The sequence below is a fragment of the Subtercola boreus genome (assembly GCF_006716115.1).
Lineage (GTDB): Bacteria > Actinomycetota > Actinomycetes > Actinomycetales > Microbacteriaceae > Subtercola > Subtercola boreus.
Map to the genome: position 1 here is coordinate 1,214,249 of NZ_VFOO01000001.1, position 18,241 is coordinate 1,232,489.

Consider the following 18,241-nt stretch of genomic DNA (forward strand, 5'->3'; position numbering starts at 1 on the left):
GCCATGTCTGTACTCGAAATCCGCGACCTGCACGTCAGCGTCGACACCGAGCAGGGTGCCAAGCAGATCCTGCGCGGCGTGAACCTCACCATCAAGCAGGGCGAGACCCACGCGATCATGGGGCCGAACGGCTCAGGCAAGTCCACGCTCGCCTATGCGATCGCCGGTCACCCGAAGTACCACGTCACCAGCGGTTCCATCGTTCTGGATGGCGAAGACCTCACCCAGGCCACCGTTGATGCACGCGCTCGCGCCGGTCTGTTCCTGGCCATGCAGTACCCGGTCGAGATCCCCGGCGTCACGGTGACCAACTTCCTCCGCACGGCGAAGACCGCCATCGACGGCTCCGCGCCTCCCATCCGCACCTGGGTGAAGGACGTGCGCACGTCGATGGAGAACCTCCGCATGGACAAGGCGTTCGCCGAGCGGAACGTCAACGAGGGCTTCTCGGGCGGCGAGAAGAAGCGCAACGAGATCCTTCAGCTCGAACTGCTGAAGCCCCAGTTCGCCGTGCTCGACGAGACCGACTCCGGCCTCGATGTCGACGCGCTCAAGATCGTGTCCGAGGGCGTGAACCGCGCGAAGGAGAACACCGGCCTCGGCGTGCTGCTCATCACGCACTACAACCGCATCCTCCGCTACATCACGCCCGACTTCGTTCACGTGTTCGTGGCCGGCCAGGTCGTCGAATCCGGCGGACCCGAGCTCGCGGTGCAGCTCGAGAACGACGGATACGACACCTACGTGGCCGCCAGCGCTGCGGCAGCAGAGGCGATTGCCTCAGCCGAAGCCGCGGATGCCGCGGCCGGCGTCGTGGCTTCACCGGCCGTCAACGCCTAGAGCGACGTAGGATTAGGTCATGGTCACCACACTCGAGCCCGCCAAATTCGACCAGGTCGAAGAGGCGCTCAAAGACGTCATGGACCCGGAACTCGGCATCAACGTCGTCGACCTCGGGCTCATCTACGACCTCGGCTGGGACACCGACAACGACGCGCTCATCATCTCGATGACGCTGACGAGCGCCGGATGCCCGCTGACCGACGTTCTCGAAGAACAGACCGCCGAGGCTCTCGACGGTGTGGTCGACGCGTTCCGCATCAACTGGGTGTGGATGCCGCCGTGGGGCCCCGACAAGATCACCGACGACGGCCGCGATATGATGCGGGCGCTCGGCTTCAGCATTTAGCCTTCGGAAGCAAAGACGCCCCGACCGGATCCGACCGGTCGGGGCTTTTTCCGTTCACGATTTATACTTGACTTTCATCCCCCACCTCCGCCGTCCCGGCGAAACATCAGAATTGGACTTCCCCCGTGCTCAGTGTGCATGACCTTGAGCTGCGTGTCGGCGCCCGCGTTCTGATGTCGGACGTGAGTTTCCGCGTCTCCGCCGGCGACAAAGTCGGCCTGGTGGGCCGCAACGGCGCCGGCAAGACGACGCTCACCAAGACGCTTGCCGGCGAGCTGAAGCCCGACGGCGGGCGCATCGACGTCTCCGGCCAGATCGGCTACCTCCCGCAGGATCCGCGCTCAGGGAATCCGGAAGACCTGGCGCGCACGCGCATCCTCGACGCCCGCGACCTCGGCCAGATCGTGCTCCAGATGCAGCAGGCGCAGCTCGACATGGCGTCGGGCGACCCTGCGGTCGTCGATAAGGCGATGAAGAAGTACGGCAACCTGGATGACCGTTTCAACGCTCTCGGTGGGTACTCAGCCGAGGCGGAGGCCGCCTCGATCGCATCGAACCTCAGCCTGCCCGACCACATCCTCGACCAGCCGCTCTCGACGCTCTCGGGTGGCCAGCGGCGCCGCATCGAGCTCGCGCGCATCCTCTTCTCCGGTGCGGACACGATGCTGCTCGACGAGCCCACGAACCACCTCGACGCCGACTCCGTCGTCTGGCTCCGCGAGTTCCTGAAGAACTTCCAGGGCGGCCTGATCGTGATCAGCCACGATGTCGCCCTCGTCGAAGAGACGGTCAACCGCGTCTTCTACCTCGACGGGAACCGCCAGGTCATCGACACGTACAACATGAACTGGAAGAACTACCTCCGCCAGCGGGCATCCGATGAGGAGCGCCGCAAGAAGGAACGCGTCAACGTCGAAAAGAAGGCCGGAGTGCTGCAGATGCAGGCCGCCCGGTTCGGCGCCAAGGCGTCGAAGGCGGCCGCCGCGCACCAGATGGTTCGGCGTGCGGAGAAGATGCTCTCGGGCCTTGACGAGGTGCGCGAAGTGGAGCGTGTGGCGAAGCTGCGGTTCCCGGATCCCGTCGCGTGCGGCCGGACTCCGCTCATGGCGAGCGACCTCTCGAAGAGCTACGGCTCGCTCGAGATCTTCACCGCCGTCGACCTCGCCATCGACCGCGGCTCCAAGGTCGTCATCCTCGGCTTCAACGGTGCTGGCAAGACCACGCTGCTGCGTATCCTCGCTGGCGTCGACAAGCCTGACACCGGCCAGATCGAGCCCGGCCACGGCCTGCGGATCGGGTACTACGCCCAGGAGCACGAGACCATCGACGTGAAACGTTCGGTGCTCTCGAACATGGTCTCGTCGTCTCCGAACCTGACCGAGATGGAGGCCAGGCGCGTGCTCGGCTCCTTCCTCTTCACGGGTGACGACGGTCACAAGCTGGCCGGCGTGCTCTCGGGCGGTGAGAAGACGCGTCTCGCCCTCGCGATGATCGTCGTCTCCGGCGCGAACGTGCTGCTGCTCGACGAGCCCACGAACAACCTCGACCCTGCCTCCCGCGAGGAGATCCTGGATGCCCTCGCCAACTACGCCGGCGCCGTGGTGCTGGTCTCCCACGACGAGGGCGCGGTCATGGCCCTCAATCCCGAGCGGGTACTGATCCTGCCCGACGGCGTCGAAGACCACTGGAACAAGGACTACCAGGACCTCATCGAGCTCGCCTAGCCGAGCGGCGGTGCCGTGTGCACGGCGCCGTCTCCTGTAGCGAAGGTCGTTGAGGTGGGGAAGTCAGGTTGGCTCGACACAGCGTCGAGTGTGGTCGGCCACCAAGCCGCCCAGTGTCCATTGTCCACGGTAGCGTCGACCATCCGCCCGTCGCCCAGCGTCAGCTTCACTGATTCCACGTCATTCCCGGCGCGCCCGGACATCGAAGTGATGATGCCGAATTCCGGTGATGGACTGTCCATTCGCCCGAGGTCGGTGGTGATCTGGTCGGCAACCGGAGCGGGTTCGAGCTGGAGGTCCTCGGCCGGGGCTGTGCTGAGGTATTCGGCGTTGGATATCCACAGGGCATCGTCGTCGGCTATGACGCAGAACGCCGTCTGGCCACCTCCGTCGGCGAACAGCATCGCCCGAAACCCACCGCGTTGTTCGCTGGTCAGAACCGCTTCCTCGGAAGTGTTTCCGTGCTCGCTCGACGCCGTACCGCAAGCGTTGCGGTCTGCGGCGCTCGGGAGAACAGCCACCGGCGTGGCAGTGTAACTGCCGAGCACCCCCGTGGCCGAGAGTGCGAAGTTCGACACGGGCGCGGGGGCCGGCGCGCCGAGCGAGAACATCAGGACCGCAGCGACGGCGGCGACCGAGAGGATGCCGGTCGTGCCGAACACAAGCCGGCGGCGGCGATGCAGTCGCGGGACGGCGTCATCGAGCACCGTCACGCGGAGGAGGAGCTGCTCGCTGAGTCGCTGGTCGTCTGCGCTCAGTGCTGCCTCAGGAGCCGGGTCGAGCGTCTTCAGCTCGGTCGCGAGCGTCGGAGTGGTGGGGTTCATGAGGGAGTTCCTGTTCATCGGGTCGTCAGTACGAAGGGGGCGTCGGCGGGCTCGGGCGTCTCCCGGAGGAGGGCGGCCAGGCGCCGGCGGGCGCGGGTGAGGCGCATCGCATAAGTGGCGCGCGAGCATCCGAGGGTCTGGGCGGCCGACTTCGCATCGAGGTCTTCCCACGCGTCGAGCGTGAGCACCTCCTGATCGACGGCGCTGAGCGTCGTGAATGCGGCAGCGAGGTCGATGCGGCGCTCGATGTCCGCGACGTCGCCGGACGCCTCGGAAGCACCCACACCGGACCCGATACCGGCAGAGTCGTACGTCTCGGCGAAGCCGGCGAGGCGCACGCCGACCGACTTCTGGCGTTCACCCGCACGAGCGGCGTTCAGCATCACGTTGCGGGCCGTGTTGTAGAGCCAGGGCAGCGGTTCGCGCGGGAGCGCGTCGCGCTTCGCCCACGCGATAGTGAACGTCTCACTGACGATGTCGTCTACGGCGAGCGGATGCGCCCTGCGCCGCACGAACCGCAGGACCTCGGCGTAGGTCTGCCGATACATGGCTGAGAAGGACGCCAGACTCGTCTGGGTTGTCATGGGATCTCGATTCCTCGGCTCCGGATGGGCCTCAAACAGTTAATGTCCGGCGAATCCCATTCTGCAACACAGAGTCGAGAATTTGTCGTAAATAGCTGTGGGCTGGTGCCCGCGCTGTTCGGCGCCTACGCCCCGGCGACCGTCAGGGACGCGGCATCCGGAACCGAACCGAAGGGAGTCACCGCGAGCGGGAAGTCACGCGCCGCCAGGAACTCGCGGAGGAAGTCGACGTGCTCGTCGCAGGCCACCCAGACCTTCACCCGGTCCTCCGTGTGGATCTTCGGGTTGCGCCAGCCGATCGCCCACGCCGCTGCGGCACGACATCCGGCACGAGAGCACTCCTCGTCACCGGGCACGGCGCCGAGACCGGAGCCGCCCAGCGCATCGAGCAGGCTCACTCGGGACGGCCGCCGGTCTCGCGGCCACCAGTGTAGAGCGGCACCTGGCCGAGCGGCACTATCTGGCCGCCGGGCGCCTGCATCGTTCCGGGCGTGTTGCGACCCGTGTTCGCGATCACGACGGCGAACCAGGGGAGCACCACCGCCGCGACACCGAGCACGAGCAGCCACCAGCCCTGCACAAAGAGGAGACCGGCCAGGCAGAGCAGACGGATGCCCATCGCCAGCGAGTAGCGGATCATGCGCGCATGCCGCTCCTCAGCCGGGTTCTGCGGAAGACTCGTGACTGAGAACTGCTGCGAGTCATGCTTCATCGTGCGCCGCCTGTCGGAAAGGGAATCATCTAAGCCTACGCTTCCCAGGGCTCTCGTATGCTGGTACGCGGCCATCAGAAGATCTGCTTGACAGAACACCAAAAGGACTCATCATGACGACACCCAGAACCGTGCTCATCACCGGCGGAAACCGCGGCATCGGCTACTCCCTCGCGGAAGAGTTCGTGGCGCAGGGGCACCGGGTCGCCGTGACGGCACGAACAGGCGAGGGGCCTGCCGGTTCGCTCACGGTGCGGGCGGACGTGACGGATGCCGCGACCATCGACGCCGCGTTCACAGAGGTCGAAGCGGCCCTCGGCCCCATTGAGGTGGTTGTCGCGAATGCCGGCATGACGCGCGACACGCTCCTGCTCCGAATGAGCGAGGAGGACTTCACCGACGTCATCGACACGAACCTCACGGGAGCGTTCCGTGTGGTGAAGCGTGCGTCGAAGGGGATGCTCAAGGCACGGTTCGGGCGGATCATCCTGATCTCGAGCGTGGTGGGCCTCTACGGCTCGGCCGGGCAGGTGAACTACTCGGCGTCGAAGGCGGGCCTCGTCGGCCTCGCCCGCTCGGTCACCCGGGAGCTCGGCTCGCGCGGCATCACGGCGAACGTGGTCGCGCCCGGGTTCATCGAGACGGAGATGACAGCCGAGTTGCCGGATGCACTGCAGGCCGAGTACAAGAAGTCGATCCCGGCGGGCCGTTTCGCGACGGCCACCGAGGTCGCCCGCGTGGTGGCGTGGCTCGCCTCCGACGACGCCGCCTACATCTCGGGCGCGGTCATCCCCGTCGACGGCGGCCTCGGCATGGGCCACTAGCCCCTCCCTGACCCGCGCCTCGCCGCGGTCAGCCAAATCCAGCGCGGGCGCGGGGGGAGGGGGCAGGGGGGAGCGGGCGGGCGCGGGCGCAACGCTAACCGCGGAGGCCGAGCAGGGGGAGGAGCTGCGAGAGGTCGCGGGTGTCAATCGCGAGGTGCGCAGCATCGCGAACCACCTGGCGCGCGTTGAACGCCACCGAGAGACCTGCCGTGTGCATCATGTGCAGGTCGTTCGCACCGTCACCGACCGCCACCGTGCGGGCGAGCGGGATGCCCGAGGCCTCCGCCCACTCGACCAGCGCCTGGGCCTTTGCCTCGGCGTCTACGACCGGGCCGACCACGTTGCCGGTCAGCAGCCCGTCGACGACGTCGAGCCGGTTGGCGCGCCAGTGGTCGAGCCCGAGGGAGACGGCGACCTCGTCGACGAGTTCGTGGAACCCGCCGGAGACCACACCGACGAACCCACCGGCCGCGTGAAGCCCGGCCACGAGTTCGGGCACACCCTGGGTCACCCGGATGTCCGCCGCGACGTCGGCGAAACACGACACCGGGAGCCCCGCGAGGGTCGACACGCGCGACCGGAGGCTCTGCTGGAAGTCGAGTTCACCTGACATGGCCCGCTCGGTGATGTGCGCGACTTCGGTGAGGCTGCCGGCGCACTCGGCGAGCATCTCGATGACCTCGTTCTCGATCAGGGTCGAGTCGACGTCGAGTACGACGAGAAAGGATGGCGAGGGCGCAGAAACCGCATCACGAGCGAGCGGCGAACCTGCCCCCTCGTCTGACGAGATCAGCTGCTGACGGTGGGTGCGGGCATCCGGAGTCAGCAACTGGTTCGTCATGGCTCTACGCGCACTCCCTTGCCGACGACGGTGATACCCGTGTCGGTCACCGTGAAACCACGTTCGCGATCGCGAGCGTGGTCGATTCCGATCATGGCCCCTGCAGCGACAACCACGTTCTTGTCCAGAATAGCGCGGCGGATGACGGCGTCGGGTTCGATGTGCACGCGATCGAAGAGCACGCTGTCTTGAACGAGGGCGCTCGATCCGATGGTCACCCACGGCCCGAGCACACTGCGTTCGATCCGCGCCCCGGAGATCAGGCAGCCGAGCGAGACGATCGACTCGACCGTCGTGCCGCTGTTGCCCTTCGCGTCGCGCACGAACTTCGCGGGCGGCGAGTTCAGCTGCTGCGTGTAGATCGGCCACTCGCTGTTGTACAGGTTGAAGATCGGCAGGGCCGAGATCAGGTCCTGGTGGGCGTCGTAGAACGACTCGATCGTTCCCACGTCGCGCCAGTAGTAGCGGTCGCGGTCGGTGGCACCGGGCACCTCGTTGTGGGACAGGTCGTAGACGCCGGCCTGCCCGCGAGAGACGAAGTCGGGGATGATGTCGCCGCCCATGTCGTGGTTCGAGTCGGTCATCTCGCCGTCGCGGATGACCGCGTCGATGAGGGCGTCGGTGTTGAACACGTAATTGCCCATCGAGGCCAGGACCTCGTGCGGGGCATCCGCAAGGCCTGTGGCCGTCTTGGGCTTCTCGAGGAACTCGGTGATCTTCGCGGGGTTCGACGGGTCGGTCTGAATGATGCCGAACTGGTCGCTGAGCTCGATCGGCTGGCGGATGGCGGCCACCGTCGCCGGAAGCCCCGAGGCGATGTGCGCCTGGATCATCTGCGCGAAGTCCATGCGGTAGACGTGGTCGGCGCCGACGACGACCACGATGTCCGGCATCTCGTCGCGGATCAGGTTGAGGCTCTGCAGGATGGCGTCGGCCGAGCCGCTGAACCAGCGCTTGCCGAGCCGCTGCTGGGCGGGCACCGAGGCGACGTAGGAATCGAGGAGGCCCGACAGCCGCCAGGTCTGCGAGATGTGGCGGTCGAGGCTGTGCGACTTGTACTGGGTCAGCACGACGATCTTCGTCAACCCCGAGTTGATGAGGTTCGAGAGAGCGAAGTCGATGAGACGGTACCCGCCCCCGAAGGGGACACCGGGCTTCGCACGGTCAGCGGTGAGAGGCATGAGCCTCTTACCCTCTCCACCGGCTAGAACGATGCCGAAGATCTTCTTTGATGCAGCCATACCCCGACTATAGGGCAGCACACCGACACCGACCTGGCCTCGATTCACAACCGGTTCCGTAGTACGTTCTGCTTGTGCGCGTCGATGTGATTTCCCGAGAGTATCCACCCGAGGTCTACGGCGGGGCAGGTGTCCACGTAGCCGAGCTCGTGAAGGCCCTCCGCGAGAACATCGAGGTCGTGGTGAGGGCCTTCGGGCAGCCTCGCAGCGAGCCCGGCGTCTTCTCCTACCTCCCGCCCGCCGAGCTGCTGGGGGCGAATCCGACGCTGACCACGCTCGGCGTGGACCTGCAGATCGCGAACGATGTGGCAGGTGCGGATGTCGTGCACTCGCACACCTGGTACGCGAACGCTGCCGGGCAGCTGGCATCCATGCTGCACGGCATTCCGCATGTCGTCACGGCGCACTCCCTGGAGCCGCTCCGCCCGTGGAAGGCCGAGCAGCTGGGCGGCGGCTACCGTCTCTCCAGCTGGATCGAGAAGAACGCGTTCGAGAGCGCCGATTCGGTCATTGCCGTATCGAACGGCATGCGGAACGACATCCTCCGCTCCTACCCGTCGATCTCCGAAGACCGGGTGAGCGTCGTCTACAACGGCATCGACCTCGAGAAGTGGAAGCCGGTGCAGGATGCAGCGGTGCTGGAGCACTGGGGTATCGACACGTCCCGGCCCTCTGTCGTCTTCGTCGGCCGCATCACCCGCCAGAAGGGTCTGCCCTATCTGCTGCGGGCGGCCCGCCAGCTGGCTCCGGATGTCCAGCTGATCCTCTGCGCAGGAGCCCCCGACACGCCCGAGATCATGGCGGAGGTGACGTCGCTGGTGCAGACGCTGCAGCAGGAGCGCACCGGGGTGATCTGGATCCCGGAGCTGCTCAGCCAGCACGACCTGTCCGCGGTGCTGACCAGCGGCACCGTGTTCGTCTGCCCGTCGGTGTACGAGCCGCTCGGCATCGTCAACCTCGAAGCGATGGCCTGCGGACTACCGGTCGTCGGAACGGCGACCGGCGGCATCCCGGAGGTCGTCGACGACGGAGTCACCGGCCGCCTCGTGCCGATCGACCAGGTCAGCGACGGAACCGGCACACCCACCGACCCCGAACGCTTCGTACGCGACCTCGCCGGTACGCTCACCGAGGTACTGGCCGACCCCGACCGGGCGCGCCTGATGGGTGCGAACGGTCGCCTGCGGGCCGAGAGCACGTTCAGTTGGAAGCAGATCGCCGAAGACACCGAACGGATCTACCGCAGCCTGATCTAGTCGATTTGCCGCCCGGCATTGCCCGATAGAGTTGGGGTATGCCCACAGTTCTTGACCTCGAAGACGTGTCGGTCGTTCGCAACGGAAACCGCATCCTGAGCGACATCAACTGGAAGGTCGAGGCCGATCAGCGCTGGGTCATCCTCGGCCCGAACGGCGCCGGCAAGACCACTCTGCTGAACCTCGCGTCGGCCATGGTGCACCCGTCGTCGGGCACGGTGCAGATCCTGGATGCGCAGATGGGCCGCGTCGACGTCTTCGAGCTGCGGCCGCGGGTCGGCTTCGCCTCGTCGGCCATGGCGAAGCGGTTCCCCGCTGACGAGACCGTTCTGAACGTCGTGCTGACCGCGGCGTACTCGGTGACCGGGCGCTGGAACGAGCAGTACGACGAGATCGACCTTCGCCGCGCCCAGCGTGTGCTCGCCGAGTGGCGGCTCGACCACCTCGAGGATCGGAAGTTCGGCTCTCTCAGCGACGGCGAGCAGAAGCGCGTGCAGATCGCCCGCTCGGTGATGACCGACCCCGAACTGCTGCTGCTCGACGAGCCCGCTGCCTCGCTCGATCTCGGCGCGCGCGAAGAACTGCTGCAGCTGCTCGGCGGGTACGCCTCGGCCCCCTCCGCGCCCGCGATCGTCATGGTGACGCACCACGTGGAGGAGATCCCGCGAGGATTCACGCACGTGCTCCTGGTGTCCAAGGCTTCGATCGTGGCTGCCGGACCGCTGTCCGAGTCGCTCACGGCTGCGAACCTCGAGGCGACGTTCGGCCTGCCGATCGTGCTGACCGAGACCGACGGACGGTACGCGGCGCGCGCTGCAGGATGATCGGGCGATTGTCCCGCCCGTCTGGTAGACTCTCTAGCTGGCCCTTGTGCCACGATCTTTTCTCTCAATCCATCTCTCCCGCTGACACAGCACCAAGGAATCACTCATGAAGACCGAGACCCACCCCGACTACCTGCCCATCGTGTTCCGCGACCTGGCTTCGGGCGCAACGTTCCTCACCCGTTCGACGGTGACGAGCCAGAAGACGATCGAATGGGAAGACGGCAACACGTACCCCGTCATCGACGTCGAGATCTCGAGCGAGTCGCACCCGTTCTACACGGGCAAGCAGCGCATCATGGACTCCGCCGGTCGCGTCGAGAAGTTCAACAGCCGTTACAAGGGTTTCGGCAAGTAACCCTGCGTTCCTGAAAAGGGCGGGTGGCCTTCGGCCCCCGCCCTTTTTCGTGTACCCGCAGAATGCTATCGAAACCCTGAGAGTTGTCGCTCTGAGACTCGGATAGCGGCAACTTTCGGGGTTTCAATCGCCCGTACCGTGGGGCGGGTCAGGACGAGGGGGCGGTGGTCGCCTTCGTGGTGGGGGCCGGGGTCGGCTCGCCGGAAGCCGGGGTCGGAGGGGGCGTGGTCGCGGGGAACGTCGTCGGGGGACTGGTGGGCACGATCGTGACCCCGCCCGTCGACGGTGTCGGCGACCCGGCACCCGACCCGCACGCCGTCAGCGCGGCAAGCAGGGCCGCGGCGGTCAGGATGATCGCGGTGCGCTTCATGCGGGCGAGTCTACGCTCGCCCCCCGCCGCCCCCCCCGGACCCCCAGTCCGCGCCCAGATCGACACCGCCCGCCGTCAATCGCGCAATCGGCGGCCCTGCCGTCATCCGAGCCCCATAGTGCGGCGGTTTCGCCGTGCGCCGTCCGTTGCACCGGCGGACATGCGAGCGGAGGCCCGCAGGCTAGCCCAGCGGCCAGGCCGTGCGGGCCGTGAAGTCGGGGTCTTTGGTGCGGCGCATGTAGTCCTGGAAGCTGGTGGCCTGGTCGGCGAACCAGCCGGCCTGGGAGAGGTGCAGCTGGTGTTGCGTCATTTCGAGCTCGACGGCGTAGCGGCTGGCGAGCGACTGGGCGACGCGGCCGGCGGCGATGGCGTCGGCGCCGGCGTCGTGGGCGTCGAGCAGTTCGACCTCGTAGTGGAGTGCCGTCACCTCGAGGGTGCGCTTGCCCTTGCGGTAGCGGTCGAGGGCTTTGTCGATCACGAGGGGATCGACGATGGGCAGCGGCTCCCGGAGCGGCGTGATGCCGTGGCGGCGGGCCTCGCGGTCGAGCAGTGTCAGGTCGTAGGGAGCGTTGTAGATCACGATGGAGAGGCCCTGGTCGAGGGCGTCGGTGAGGGCATCCACGATCTCGGCGACGACATCGGCGGCGGGGCGACCCTCGGCGACGGCGCGCTCCGTGCTCACACCGTGGATGGCCGCCGCACCCTCGGGGATGGGGACGCCGGGGTTCGCCATCCAGTCGACACGGGACTCCACCCGGCCGGTGTGGTCGATGATGCTGACGTTCGCGGTGACGACGCGGCTCGTCTCGACGTCGATACCGGTGGTCTCGAGATCGAAGACGGCGAGCCGGTGCGCCCAGGCCGGCCAGTCGGGCAGGGGCGGCGCGAGCAGCGCTGTCGCCGAACGCTGGGCCGTGGGCGCGGCGGCCCCCCGGGCATCCGGAGCCGAAGGCAGCGAAGAACGCACCAGCGGCACGGCCGGCCGGTCGTTCAGCACATGCCTGCCGTGCGGCAACACCTCGGCCGGTTCGAGATCAAACAGGGCGAGGGGCACGGACTGCGGAAAAGAGTTCACGGTGTGAGCGTAGGGCGAACCGCCGACACTGCCCGGGAGGGGGCCCGCGTGCCGCCGAGGAATCAGAACACCTCCACGCCGGCCTGGCCGATACGCAGCCAGTAGAAGCTCTGCGTGGCGAGGGTCAGGGTGAGGGATCCGTCGTCGCCGATGGTCGGGAACTCAGCCCCGCCGAAGAGGTCGTTGAGCCGCCGGCCCGCGAACTCGGGCAACTGCAGGGTCACCGAGATGGGGTTGTGGGCGAAGCTGAAGACGCAGAGGATCCGCTCGGGTGCATCGCCCCACTGCGTGTCGGATCCGGCGTACGACCTGACGAACGAGAGCACTGAATCGTGGTTGGTCGGCACGATGGCCAGCGAACCGAGGCCGAAGGCGGGGTGGGCCTTCCGCACGTGGATCACGTTCCGCACCCAGTGCAGCATCGACCGGGACTGCGCCAGCTGCGACTCGACGTTCACGAGCGTGTAGTTGTAGACGAGGGACTGTACGACGGGCAAGTAGAGCTTGCCCGGGTCGGCTGTGGAGAAGCCCGCGTTCCGGTCGGGCGTCCACTGCATCGGCGTGCGCGACGAGTCGCGGTCGTTCAGCCAGATGTTGTCGCCCATGCCGATCTCGTCACCGTAGTAGAGGAAGGGCGAGCCCGACAGCGAGAACAGCAGCGCGTGCGCCAGTTCCATCTCGGCGCGTGAGTTGTCGAGCAGGGGAGCGAGGCGCCGCCGGATGCCGATGTTGGCGCGCATGCGCGGGTCGTAGGCGTACCAGCCGTACATCGCCTGCCGGTACTCCTCGGAGACCATCTCGAGGGTGAGCTCGTCGTGGTTGCGGAGAAAGACGCCCCACCCCGCCCCGGCAGGGATCTCGGTGACCTCGGAGAGCACCCGGATGAGCTCCGTCGCCGTCTGCGACCGCAGCGAGTAGAAGATCCGGGGCATCACCGGGAAGTCGAACGCCATGTGGCATTCCGGCTCCTCCTCGGTGCCGAAGAACGCGGCCACCTCGCGTGGCCACTGGTTGGCCTCGGCGATCATGATGCGCCCGGGGTACTCCCGATCCACCATCTTGCGGAGTTTCGCGACGAACTCGTGCGTCTTCGGCTCGCCCTCGCCGTTGCCCTCCTCACTCACGTAGAGGTAGGGGATGGCGTCGAGCCGGAAACCGTCGACACCGAGGTCGAGCCAGAACCGCACGATCTCGAACATCGCCTCGTGCACGGCCGGGTTCTCGAAGTTGAGGTCGGGCTGGTGGGAGAAGAACCGGTGCCAGAAGAACTGCCGGCGCACGGGATCGAAGCTCCAGTTCGACTCCTCGGTGTCGACGAAGATGATGCGCACGTTCTCGTACTTCGTGTCGGTGTCGCTCCACACGTAGAAGTCGCCGTAGGGGCCGTCGGGGTCGCTTCGGCTCTGCTGGAACCAGTCGTGCTGGTCGGATGTGTGGTTCAGCGGCAGGTCGATGACGACCCGCATGTTGCGCTCGTGCGCCTTCGTCACCAGGTCCCTGAACTCGTCGATCGAGCCGAACTCGGGAAGGATCGCGCGGTAGTCGGAGATGTCGTACCCGCCGTCGCGGAGCGGCGAGTCGAAGAACGGCGGCAGCCAGAGTCCGTCGATGCCGAGCCACTGCAGGTAGTCGAGCTTCGACACAAGGCCGGCGAGATCACCGGATCCGTCGCCGTTGCCGTCGACGAACGAACGGATCATCACCTCGTAGAAGACCGACCTCCTGTACCACTGCGGATCGAGCGTGAGACCTGGCAGTTGGATCGGTGCGGTGAAGCTCACAGAGGGCCTTCCCTGAAACGAGAACGAGCGGGGTGCAGCCAACGCTAGTGCAGTCCGTCTGGGAATCCGAAGCGCGCGTCCGGGCGTGCTTGCCAGCGGGTTCCGGATGCCCAGCCCTAGACTTGCGGGGATGATTCCGCCCTCTCCCTACGCCCGCCAGCTCGACGCCATCCCTGTCACCCGGGAGAGCGTCGACATCCTCGGTGGCACCACCGAACTCTGGAGCTACGGGCCGCCCGATGCCGGCACCACGATCGTGATGGTGCATGGTTTCCGGGGCGACCACCATGGCCTCGAACCTCTCGTCGCGCAGTTCCCGGATTACCGCTCGGTGCTGGCCGACCTGCCGGGGTTCGGCATCTCCACCCCGCTCGATGTCGACGGGGCGCTGGGGGTGCGTCACGACATCCACGGCTACAGCGCGTGGCTCCGGGAGCTGGTGGGGCAGCTCGGAGTCGACCGTGGGACCACGCGCCTCGTCGTGCTGGGGCACTCGTTCGGTTCGATCATCGTCTCTGCGGCGCTCTCCGAAGGGCTCCGGGCCGACGATGTCGTGTTGGTGAACCCGATCGCCGCCCCGGCGCTGAGCGGGCCCCGCGGCATCCTGACGCGCCTCGCGGTCTTCTACTACAAGGTGGGCGCGTGGCTGCCCGAGCGGCCCGGTTTTGCCTGGCTGCGACTCCGGCTGGTGACCCGTTTCATCAGCATCACGATGGCGAAGACGCGGGATGCGGGGCTCCGCCGCTGGATCCACGACCAGCACGACCGGTTCTTCGGCGCGTTCACCAACCGGCGCGTGGTGCTCGACGCCTTCGAGGCCTCGGTGAGCAACGACGTCTCCGAGTACGCCTCGCGCATCACGCCGCCGACGCTGCTGGTCGCCTCCGACCGCGACGACATCACGCCGGTCTCGGCCCAGGAGCGCCTGGTGGCGGCGATCCCGGATGCCCGGCTCGTCGTGCTCGAAGGGGTCGGCCACCTCGTGCACTACGAGAAGCCGCGGGAGGCCGCCGCCGCGATCGAGGCGTTCCTCGCCGAGCGCCGGCCCGGGCATCCACGACCGGAGCAGGCCGCGGGAGAAGTCTCGTGAAGATCGTCTTCGACTGCCGCTACACCCGGATCGGCCGGCACGACGGCATCAGCCGGTACACCGCGGGGCTCGTCACGGCGCTGGCGGAGATCCATCCGGTGACCATGCTGATCAGCGACAGACGACAGCTCGAGATGCTGCCCGACCTGCCGTATGCCCTGGCGAGTTCGCCGACGAGCCCCCGGGAGCTCTTCGTCGCGCGGCAGGTCAACAGGCTCGAGCCGGACGTCGTGTTCACCCCGATGCAGACCATGGGCACGATGGGCCGGAAGTACCCGTTAGCACTGACCGTGCACGACCTGATCTACTACTCGAACCCGACGCCCCCGCGGGAGTTCGCCTGGCCGCTCCGCCTGCTCTGGCGGCTCTACCACACTGCGTGGTGGCCGCAGCGCCTGCTGCTGAACCGAGCCGATGCGGTCGTCACGGTGTCGCACACGACCCGCGCGCTCGTCGAGCAGCACCACCTCACGTCGAAACCGATCGTCGTGGTGAGCAACGCGGCCGACGTGCTCACGGCGGGTAGCGCAACGACGGCCGCGGCCGCCGCGGACGCCGCCGCGGCACCCGGCGCACCCGCACCTGCACCACCGACCGACTCCGGCCCGGCCGCCCGCGCGGCCGCCCGCTCGCTGCTCTACATGGGCTCGTTCATGCCCTACAAGAACGTCGAGACCCTCGTGGCGGCCATGCCGCACCTCCCCGGCTACACCCTCCACCTGCTGAGCAAAGTCCGCCGGGCCGACCGCGAGCGGCTGCAGGCGTTGGCTCCGGATGCCCGGCTCGAGTTCCACGACGGCGTCTCCGACGCCGAGTACCTCGCGCTGATCGACAGCGCCACCGCGCTCGTCACCGCCTCGCTCGAGGAGGGGTTCGGCATCCCGCTCGTGGAGTCGATGGGACGCAGCACGCCGGTCGTGGTCAGCGACATCCCCGTGTTCCGGGAGATCGGGGGAGACGCAGCGCTCTACTTCGACGCGCGCGATCCGGTCGCCTTCGCCGACGCCGTGAAGCGGCTCGAAGACCCGAAGGAGTGGTTCCGACGCTCGCTGGCGTCCGCCGAGCAGGCGGAGACGTTCAGCTGGGCGTCGTCGGCTACGGAACTTCTGGCGCTGCTTGAAGGGCTAGCTGGTTCACGGGCTCCCCGTTGAACTCGTCGAGGCGAAGCTCACCGCCCGTGTAACTGAAGTAGTGCACGGAACCGTTCGCGATCCGCTCGTCGGCCCGCGGGCGGTGGCCGCCGGTCGCATGGCGGACGAGCGAGGAGATGACGCCGCCGTGGCAGACCACGATAAGGGACTGACCCGGATGCCGCTCCGCGATGGCGATGAGGGCAGCATGCACGCGCAGCTGCACCTCGCGGTGCGTCTCCCGACCGGGAACGACGATCCCGGCGGGGAAGCGTTCGTGCAGCTCCTGGTAGTCCATCCCCTCCGCGTCCCCGTAACGACGCTCCACGAGGTCGGGTTCAGCCACAGGTTCCGGCAGGTCGAGGGCGGCCGCGATGATCTCGGCCGTCTCACGGGCCCGCGAGAGCGGACTGGTCAGCACGGCGTCCCACCGCACACCCGCGAGTCGCTCGGCTGTCTCCCGCGCCTCGGCACGGCCCGTGTCGTTCAGCGGGATGTCGGTGTTGCCCTGGATGCGCCGGGCGAGGTTCCAGTCGGTCTGGCCGTGGCGGACGAGGGCGAGATGCGTCATGACAGCAGGGTACCAACCGTGCCGCCCGGCGTCGTCAGGGAATCAGGCGCGCAGCGAGGGCGGTCAGCGTCTCGGAGGTGCCGGCATCCACCTTCACCGTCGCCCGGCTGTCGCCCTTGGTGACCCCGCGGTTGATGATCACGATCGGGATGCGCCGCCGTCGGGCCTGCTCCAGCAACCGGATGCCCGAATTCACGACGAGCGACGACCCGGCGATCACCAGGGCATCGGATGCCCGGAGCAGGTCGCTCGCCTCGGTGAACCTCTCCTTGGGGATGAACTCGCCGAAGAACACCACATCGGGCTTCAGCACGCCTCCGCAGACGGTGCAGACGGGCACCTCGAAGTCGGCCCAGTTGCTGACCTCGGCGTCGCCGTCAGGATTGATCGTCACGGCGTCGGGTTTCGTGATCCACGGGTTCGCGGCATCGATCGTGTCGGCGATGCTCACCCGGGCGAACATCTGCCCGCAGTTCAGGCAGCGCACCCTGTCCATCGAGCCGTGCAGGTCGACCACACGGTTCGAGCCGGCGCGCACGTGCAGCCCATCGACGTTCTGCGTGATGATGCCCGAGACGACGCCGGCACCCTCCATCGTGGCGAGCACCGCATGCCCGGTGTTCGGCCGGGCCGCGTCGAAGAGCTTCCAGCCGAGGTGGCTGCCGGCCCAGTAGCGCTTCCGGAAGTCGGCATTGCCGAGGAACTGGTCGAAGGTCATCGGGTTGCGCTTCGGCGCACCCTCGCCGCGGTAGTCGGGGATGCCCGAATCGGTGCTGACTCCGGCACCGGTCAGCACGACGAGTCGTCGGCCGGCCAGCACGTCGACGACCTCGTCGAGCGCTTCGGCGGCGCCGGGGGTGCCGGGGGTGCCCGGCCGACCCTGCTCGGATTCCGTCAGAGCCATGGTCGCACCTCCTCCGCGCGAGACACTGGTTCGGTCCGCACTCCTTGAGTCTAGGAGTTCTTGTTTTCGTAAATGTTTCCGGCGACTGGCAGAGTGGTCTTCCGTGCCCCTGATTCCGCTCGAAGACCTCACCGACCCGGGGCTCGCCGACTACCGCGGCCTCACCGATGTGGCGCTCCGGCGGGTGAGCGAGCCGGCCGGTGGGCTGTACATCGCCGAATCTGCCAAAGTGATCGAGCGCGCACTGGCGGCTGGGCATGTGCCGCGATCGGTGCTCTGTGAGGAGAAGTGGGCGGCGGGCATCCAGAGCCTGGTCGCCGACGACGTGCCGATCTATGTAGGCCCGTCGGCGCTGCTCGAGAGCCTCACCGGGTTCAACCTGCACCGCGGCGCGCTGGCGTCGATGCACCGTCCACCTCTGCCGTCGGTCGAATCGCTGCTGCAGGATGCCCGGCGGGTCGTCATCCTCGAGGACATCGTCGACCACACCAATGTGGGCGCGATCTTCCGATCGGTGGCGGGGCTCGGGGCGGATGCCGTGCTCGTCACTCCGCGCTCGGCCGACCCGCTCTACCGCCGGAGCGTGCGGGTGTCGATGGGCACGGTGCTGCAGGTGCCGTGGACCCGGCTGCCGGAGTGGGATGTCGCGGGGCCGCTGCTGCGTGCGGCAGGGTTCCACGTCGCGGCACTGGCTCTCAGCGACGACGCGGTGACGCTCGACGAGTTCGCGGTGTCGCCGCCCGCCCGGGTCGCCATCCTGCTCGGCACCGAGGGGGACGGGCTCTCGCGCGCGGCGCTCTCGGCTGCGGACACCGTGGTGACCATCCCGATGCTGCACGGCGTGGACTCGCTGAACGTGGCGTCGGCCAGCGCGGTGGCGCTCTGGGCGCTCCGCGTACCCGCAAGCGTGAGAAAATGAGCCATTCTTATCTATAGTATTGAG

21 protein-coding genes are annotated in these 18,241 nt (G+C 67.5%); 10 read left to right on the top strand and 11 right to left on the bottom strand.

Translation table 11 applies throughout. The features are described from left to right. Positions 1–3 precede the first annotated feature (3 nt). The 3 genes from sufC (at position 4) to FB464_RS05650 (ending at position 2,913) form a co-directional block, all read left to right on the top strand. Positions 4–840 (top strand): Fe-S cluster assembly ATPase SufC, encoded by an 837-nt coding sequence (gene sufC / locus FB464_RS05640; protein ID WP_116414737.1) that lies wholly within the window; start codon positions 4–6, stop codon positions 838–840. Between the two features lie 19 nt (positions 841–859). Beyond that, positions 860–1,189: a metal-sulfur cluster assembly factor gene (locus FB464_RS05645; RefSeq protein ID WP_116283002.1), complete on the top strand. Its 330-nt coding sequence runs from the start codon at positions 860–862 to the stop codon at positions 1,187–1,189. A gap of 125 nt (positions 1,190–1,314) precedes the next feature. Beyond that, positions 1,315–2,913, top strand: coding sequence for an ABC-F family ATP-binding cassette domain-containing protein (locus FB464_RS05650; RefSeq protein ID WP_116414736.1), 1,599 nt, complete (start codon positions 1,315–1,317; stop codon positions 2,911–2,913). On the opposite strand, the gene FB464_RS05655 is transcribed toward FB464_RS05650, so the two are convergent. The 4 genes from FB464_RS05655 to FB464_RS05670 all read right to left on the bottom strand — a co-directional run bounded on the left by FB464_RS05655 (position 2,910) and on the right by FB464_RS05670 (position 5,033). Beyond that, positions 2,910–3,737: a hypothetical protein gene (locus FB464_RS05655; RefSeq protein WP_116414735.1), complete on the bottom strand. Its 828-nt coding sequence runs from the start codon at positions 3,735–3,737 to the stop codon at positions 2,910–2,912. The two genes, FB464_RS05650 and FB464_RS05655, sit on opposite strands and share 4 nt — an antisense overlap. 14 nt (positions 3,738–3,751) lie before the next feature. Next, entirely contained in the window at positions 3,752–4,321 is a 570-nt protein-coding gene (locus tag FB464_RS05660; RefSeq protein ID WP_116414734.1) for an RNA polymerase sigma factor, read from the bottom strand. 125 nt (positions 4,322–4,446) lie between these two features. Beyond that, a complete protein-coding gene (locus FB464_RS05665) occupies positions 4,447–4,719 on the bottom strand; it encodes a hypothetical protein (RefSeq protein ID WP_425472402.1) in 273 nt (90 codons plus the stop codon). Next, positions 4,716–5,033: a DUF3099 domain-containing protein gene (locus tag FB464_RS05670; protein WP_170151907.1), complete on the bottom strand. Its 318-nt coding sequence runs from the start codon at positions 5,031–5,033 to the stop codon at positions 4,716–4,718. The genes FB464_RS05665 and FB464_RS05670 overlap by 4 nt, the downstream gene beginning before the upstream one ends. A gap of 113 nt (positions 5,034–5,146) precedes the next feature. Here FB464_RS05670 and fabG point away from each other — a divergent pair, with 113 nt between their 5' ends. After that, a complete protein-coding gene (fabG, locus tag FB464_RS05675; protein ID WP_116414732.1) occupies positions 5,147–5,857 on the top strand; it encodes a 3-oxoacyl-ACP reductase FabG in 711 nt (236 codons plus the stop codon). 94 nt (positions 5,858–5,951) lie between these two features. Here the strand turns inward: fabG and serB are convergent, their stop codons facing one another. Both serB and FB464_RS05685 read right to left on the bottom strand, forming a co-directional pair. After that, positions 5,952–6,698 (bottom strand): phosphoserine phosphatase SerB, encoded by a 747-nt coding sequence (gene serB, locus FB464_RS05680; RefSeq protein ID WP_116414731.1) that lies wholly within the window; start codon positions 6,696–6,698, stop codon positions 5,952–5,954. Then, on the bottom strand, positions 6,695–7,939 hold the full coding sequence (locus FB464_RS05685; protein WP_116414730.1) for a glucose-1-phosphate adenylyltransferase: 1,245 nt from the start codon (positions 7,937–7,939) through the stop codon (positions 6,695–6,697). The genes serB and FB464_RS05685 overlap by 4 nt, the downstream gene beginning before the upstream one ends. A gap of 74 nt (positions 7,940–8,013) precedes the next feature. Between FB464_RS05685 and glgA the strand changes: the two genes are divergently transcribed. The 3 genes from glgA (at position 8,014) to FB464_RS05700 (ending at position 10,377) form a co-directional block, all read left to right on the top strand. Further along, positions 8,014–9,195: a glycogen synthase gene (gene glgA / locus FB464_RS05690; RefSeq protein WP_116414729.1), complete on the top strand. Its 1,182-nt coding sequence runs from the start codon at positions 8,014–8,016 to the stop codon at positions 9,193–9,195. 38 nt (positions 9,196–9,233) lie between these two features. Then, a complete protein-coding gene (locus tag FB464_RS05695) occupies positions 9,234–10,019 on the top strand; it encodes an ABC transporter ATP-binding protein (RefSeq protein WP_116414728.1) in 786 nt (261 codons plus the stop codon). A gap of 106 nt (positions 10,020–10,125) precedes the next feature. Next, positions 10,126–10,377, top strand: coding sequence for a type B 50S ribosomal protein L31 (locus FB464_RS05700; RefSeq protein ID WP_116414727.1), 252 nt, complete (start codon positions 10,126–10,128; stop codon positions 10,375–10,377). Positions 10,378–10,525: 148 nt separating this feature from the next. Here FB464_RS05700 and FB464_RS05705 read toward each other — a convergent pair whose 3' ends face one another. The 3 genes from FB464_RS05705 to treS form a co-directional block, all read right to left on the bottom strand. After that, positions 10,526–10,747, bottom strand: a complete 222-nt coding sequence (locus FB464_RS05705; protein WP_116414726.1) for a hypothetical protein — start codon at positions 10,745–10,747, stop codon at positions 10,526–10,528. Positions 10,748–10,928: 181 nt separating this feature from the next. Continuing rightward, a complete protein-coding gene (locus FB464_RS05710) occupies positions 10,929–11,822 on the bottom strand; it encodes an exonuclease domain-containing protein (protein WP_342780662.1) in 894 nt (297 codons plus the stop codon). A gap of 62 nt (positions 11,823–11,884) precedes the next feature. Next, a complete protein-coding gene (treS, locus tag FB464_RS05715) occupies positions 11,885–13,603 on the bottom strand; it encodes a maltose alpha-D-glucosyltransferase (protein WP_116414725.1) in 1,719 nt (572 codons plus the stop codon). 130 nt (positions 13,604–13,733) lie between these two features. Here treS and FB464_RS05720 point away from each other — a divergent pair, with 130 nt between their 5' ends. Together FB464_RS05720 and FB464_RS05725 are read left to right on the top strand one after the other, a co-directional pair. Next, positions 13,734–14,693, top strand: coding sequence for an alpha/beta fold hydrolase (locus tag FB464_RS05720; RefSeq protein ID WP_116414724.1), 960 nt, complete (start codon positions 13,734–13,736; stop codon positions 14,691–14,693). Then, positions 14,690–15,844 (top strand): glycosyltransferase family 4 protein, encoded by a 1,155-nt coding sequence (locus tag FB464_RS05725; protein ID WP_116414723.1) that lies wholly within the window; start codon positions 14,690–14,692, stop codon positions 15,842–15,844. The genes FB464_RS05720 and FB464_RS05725 overlap by 4 nt, the downstream gene beginning before the upstream one ends. On the opposite strand, the gene FB464_RS05730 is transcribed toward FB464_RS05725, so the two are convergent. Together FB464_RS05730 and FB464_RS05735 are read right to left on the bottom strand one after the other, a co-directional pair. Next, positions 15,789–16,394: a histidine phosphatase family protein gene (locus FB464_RS05730; RefSeq protein WP_116414722.1), complete on the bottom strand. Its 606-nt coding sequence runs from the start codon at positions 16,392–16,394 to the stop codon at positions 15,789–15,791. The genes FB464_RS05725 and FB464_RS05730 overlap by 56 nt on opposite strands. Positions 16,395–16,428: 34 nt before the next feature. Further along, complete coding sequence (locus tag FB464_RS05735; RefSeq protein WP_116414721.1) at positions 16,429–17,298, bottom strand: NAD-dependent protein deacetylase; 870 nt, start codon at positions 17,296–17,298, stop codon at positions 16,429–16,431. Between the two features lie 103 nt (positions 17,299–17,401). Here FB464_RS05735 and FB464_RS05740 point away from each other — a divergent pair, with 103 nt between their 5' ends. After that, the gene (locus FB464_RS05740; protein WP_116414720.1) at positions 17,402–18,217 is read left to right on the top strand and encodes a TrmH family RNA methyltransferase; all 816 of its coding nucleotides are present in this window, start codon (positions 17,402–17,404) and stop codon (positions 18,215–18,217) included. Positions 18,218–18,241 lie beyond the last annotated feature (24 nt).

Excerpts from the sequence above, each read along its gene's own strand:
- sufC (WP_116414737.1), top strand. The coding sequence starts at position 4 with ATGTCTGTACTCGAAATCCGCGACCTGCACGTCAGCGTCGACACCGAG.
- FB464_RS05645 (WP_116283002.1), top strand. The coding sequence starts at position 860 with ATGGTCACCACACTCGAGCCCGCCAAATTCGACCAGGTCGAAGAGGCG.
- FB464_RS05655 (WP_116414735.1), bottom strand. The coding sequence starts at position 3,737 with ATGAACCCCACCACTCCGACGCTCGCGACCGAGCTGAAGACGCTCGAC.
- FB464_RS05660 (WP_116414734.1), bottom strand. The coding sequence starts at position 4,321 with ATGACAACCCAGACGAGTCTGGCGTCCTTCTCAGCCATGTATCGGCAG.
- FB464_RS05670 (WP_170151907.1), bottom strand. The coding sequence starts at position 5,033 with ATGAAGCATGACTCGCAGCAGTTCTCAGTCACGAGTCTTCCGCAGAAC.
- fabG (WP_116414732.1), top strand. The coding sequence starts at position 5,147 with ATGACGACACCCAGAACCGTGCTCATCACCGGCGGAAACCGCGGCATC.
- serB (WP_116414731.1), bottom strand. The coding sequence starts at position 6,698 with ATGACGAACCAGTTGCTGACTCCGGATGCCCGCACCCACCGTCAGCAG.
- FB464_RS05685 (WP_116414730.1), bottom strand. The coding sequence starts at position 7,939 with ATGGCTGCATCAAAGAAGATCTTCGGCATCGTTCTAGCCGGTGGAGAG.
- FB464_RS05695 (WP_116414728.1), top strand. The coding sequence starts at position 9,234 with ATGCCCACAGTTCTTGACCTCGAAGACGTGTCGGTCGTTCGCAACGGA.
- FB464_RS05700 (WP_116414727.1), top strand. The coding sequence starts at position 10,126 with ATGAAGACCGAGACCCACCCCGACTACCTGCCCATCGTGTTCCGCGAC.
- FB464_RS05705 (WP_116414726.1), bottom strand. The coding sequence starts at position 10,747 with ATGAAGCGCACCGCGATCATCCTGACCGCCGCGGCCCTGCTTGCCGCG.
- FB464_RS05720 (WP_116414724.1), top strand. The coding sequence starts at position 13,734 with ATGATTCCGCCCTCTCCCTACGCCCGCCAGCTCGACGCCATCCCTGTC.
- FB464_RS05730 (WP_116414722.1), bottom strand. The coding sequence starts at position 16,394 with ATGACGCATCTCGCCCTCGTCCGCCACGGCCAGACCGACTGGAACCTC.
- FB464_RS05735 (WP_116414721.1), bottom strand. The coding sequence starts at position 17,298 with ATGGCTCTGACGGAATCCGAGCAGGGTCGGCCGGGCACCCCCGGCACC.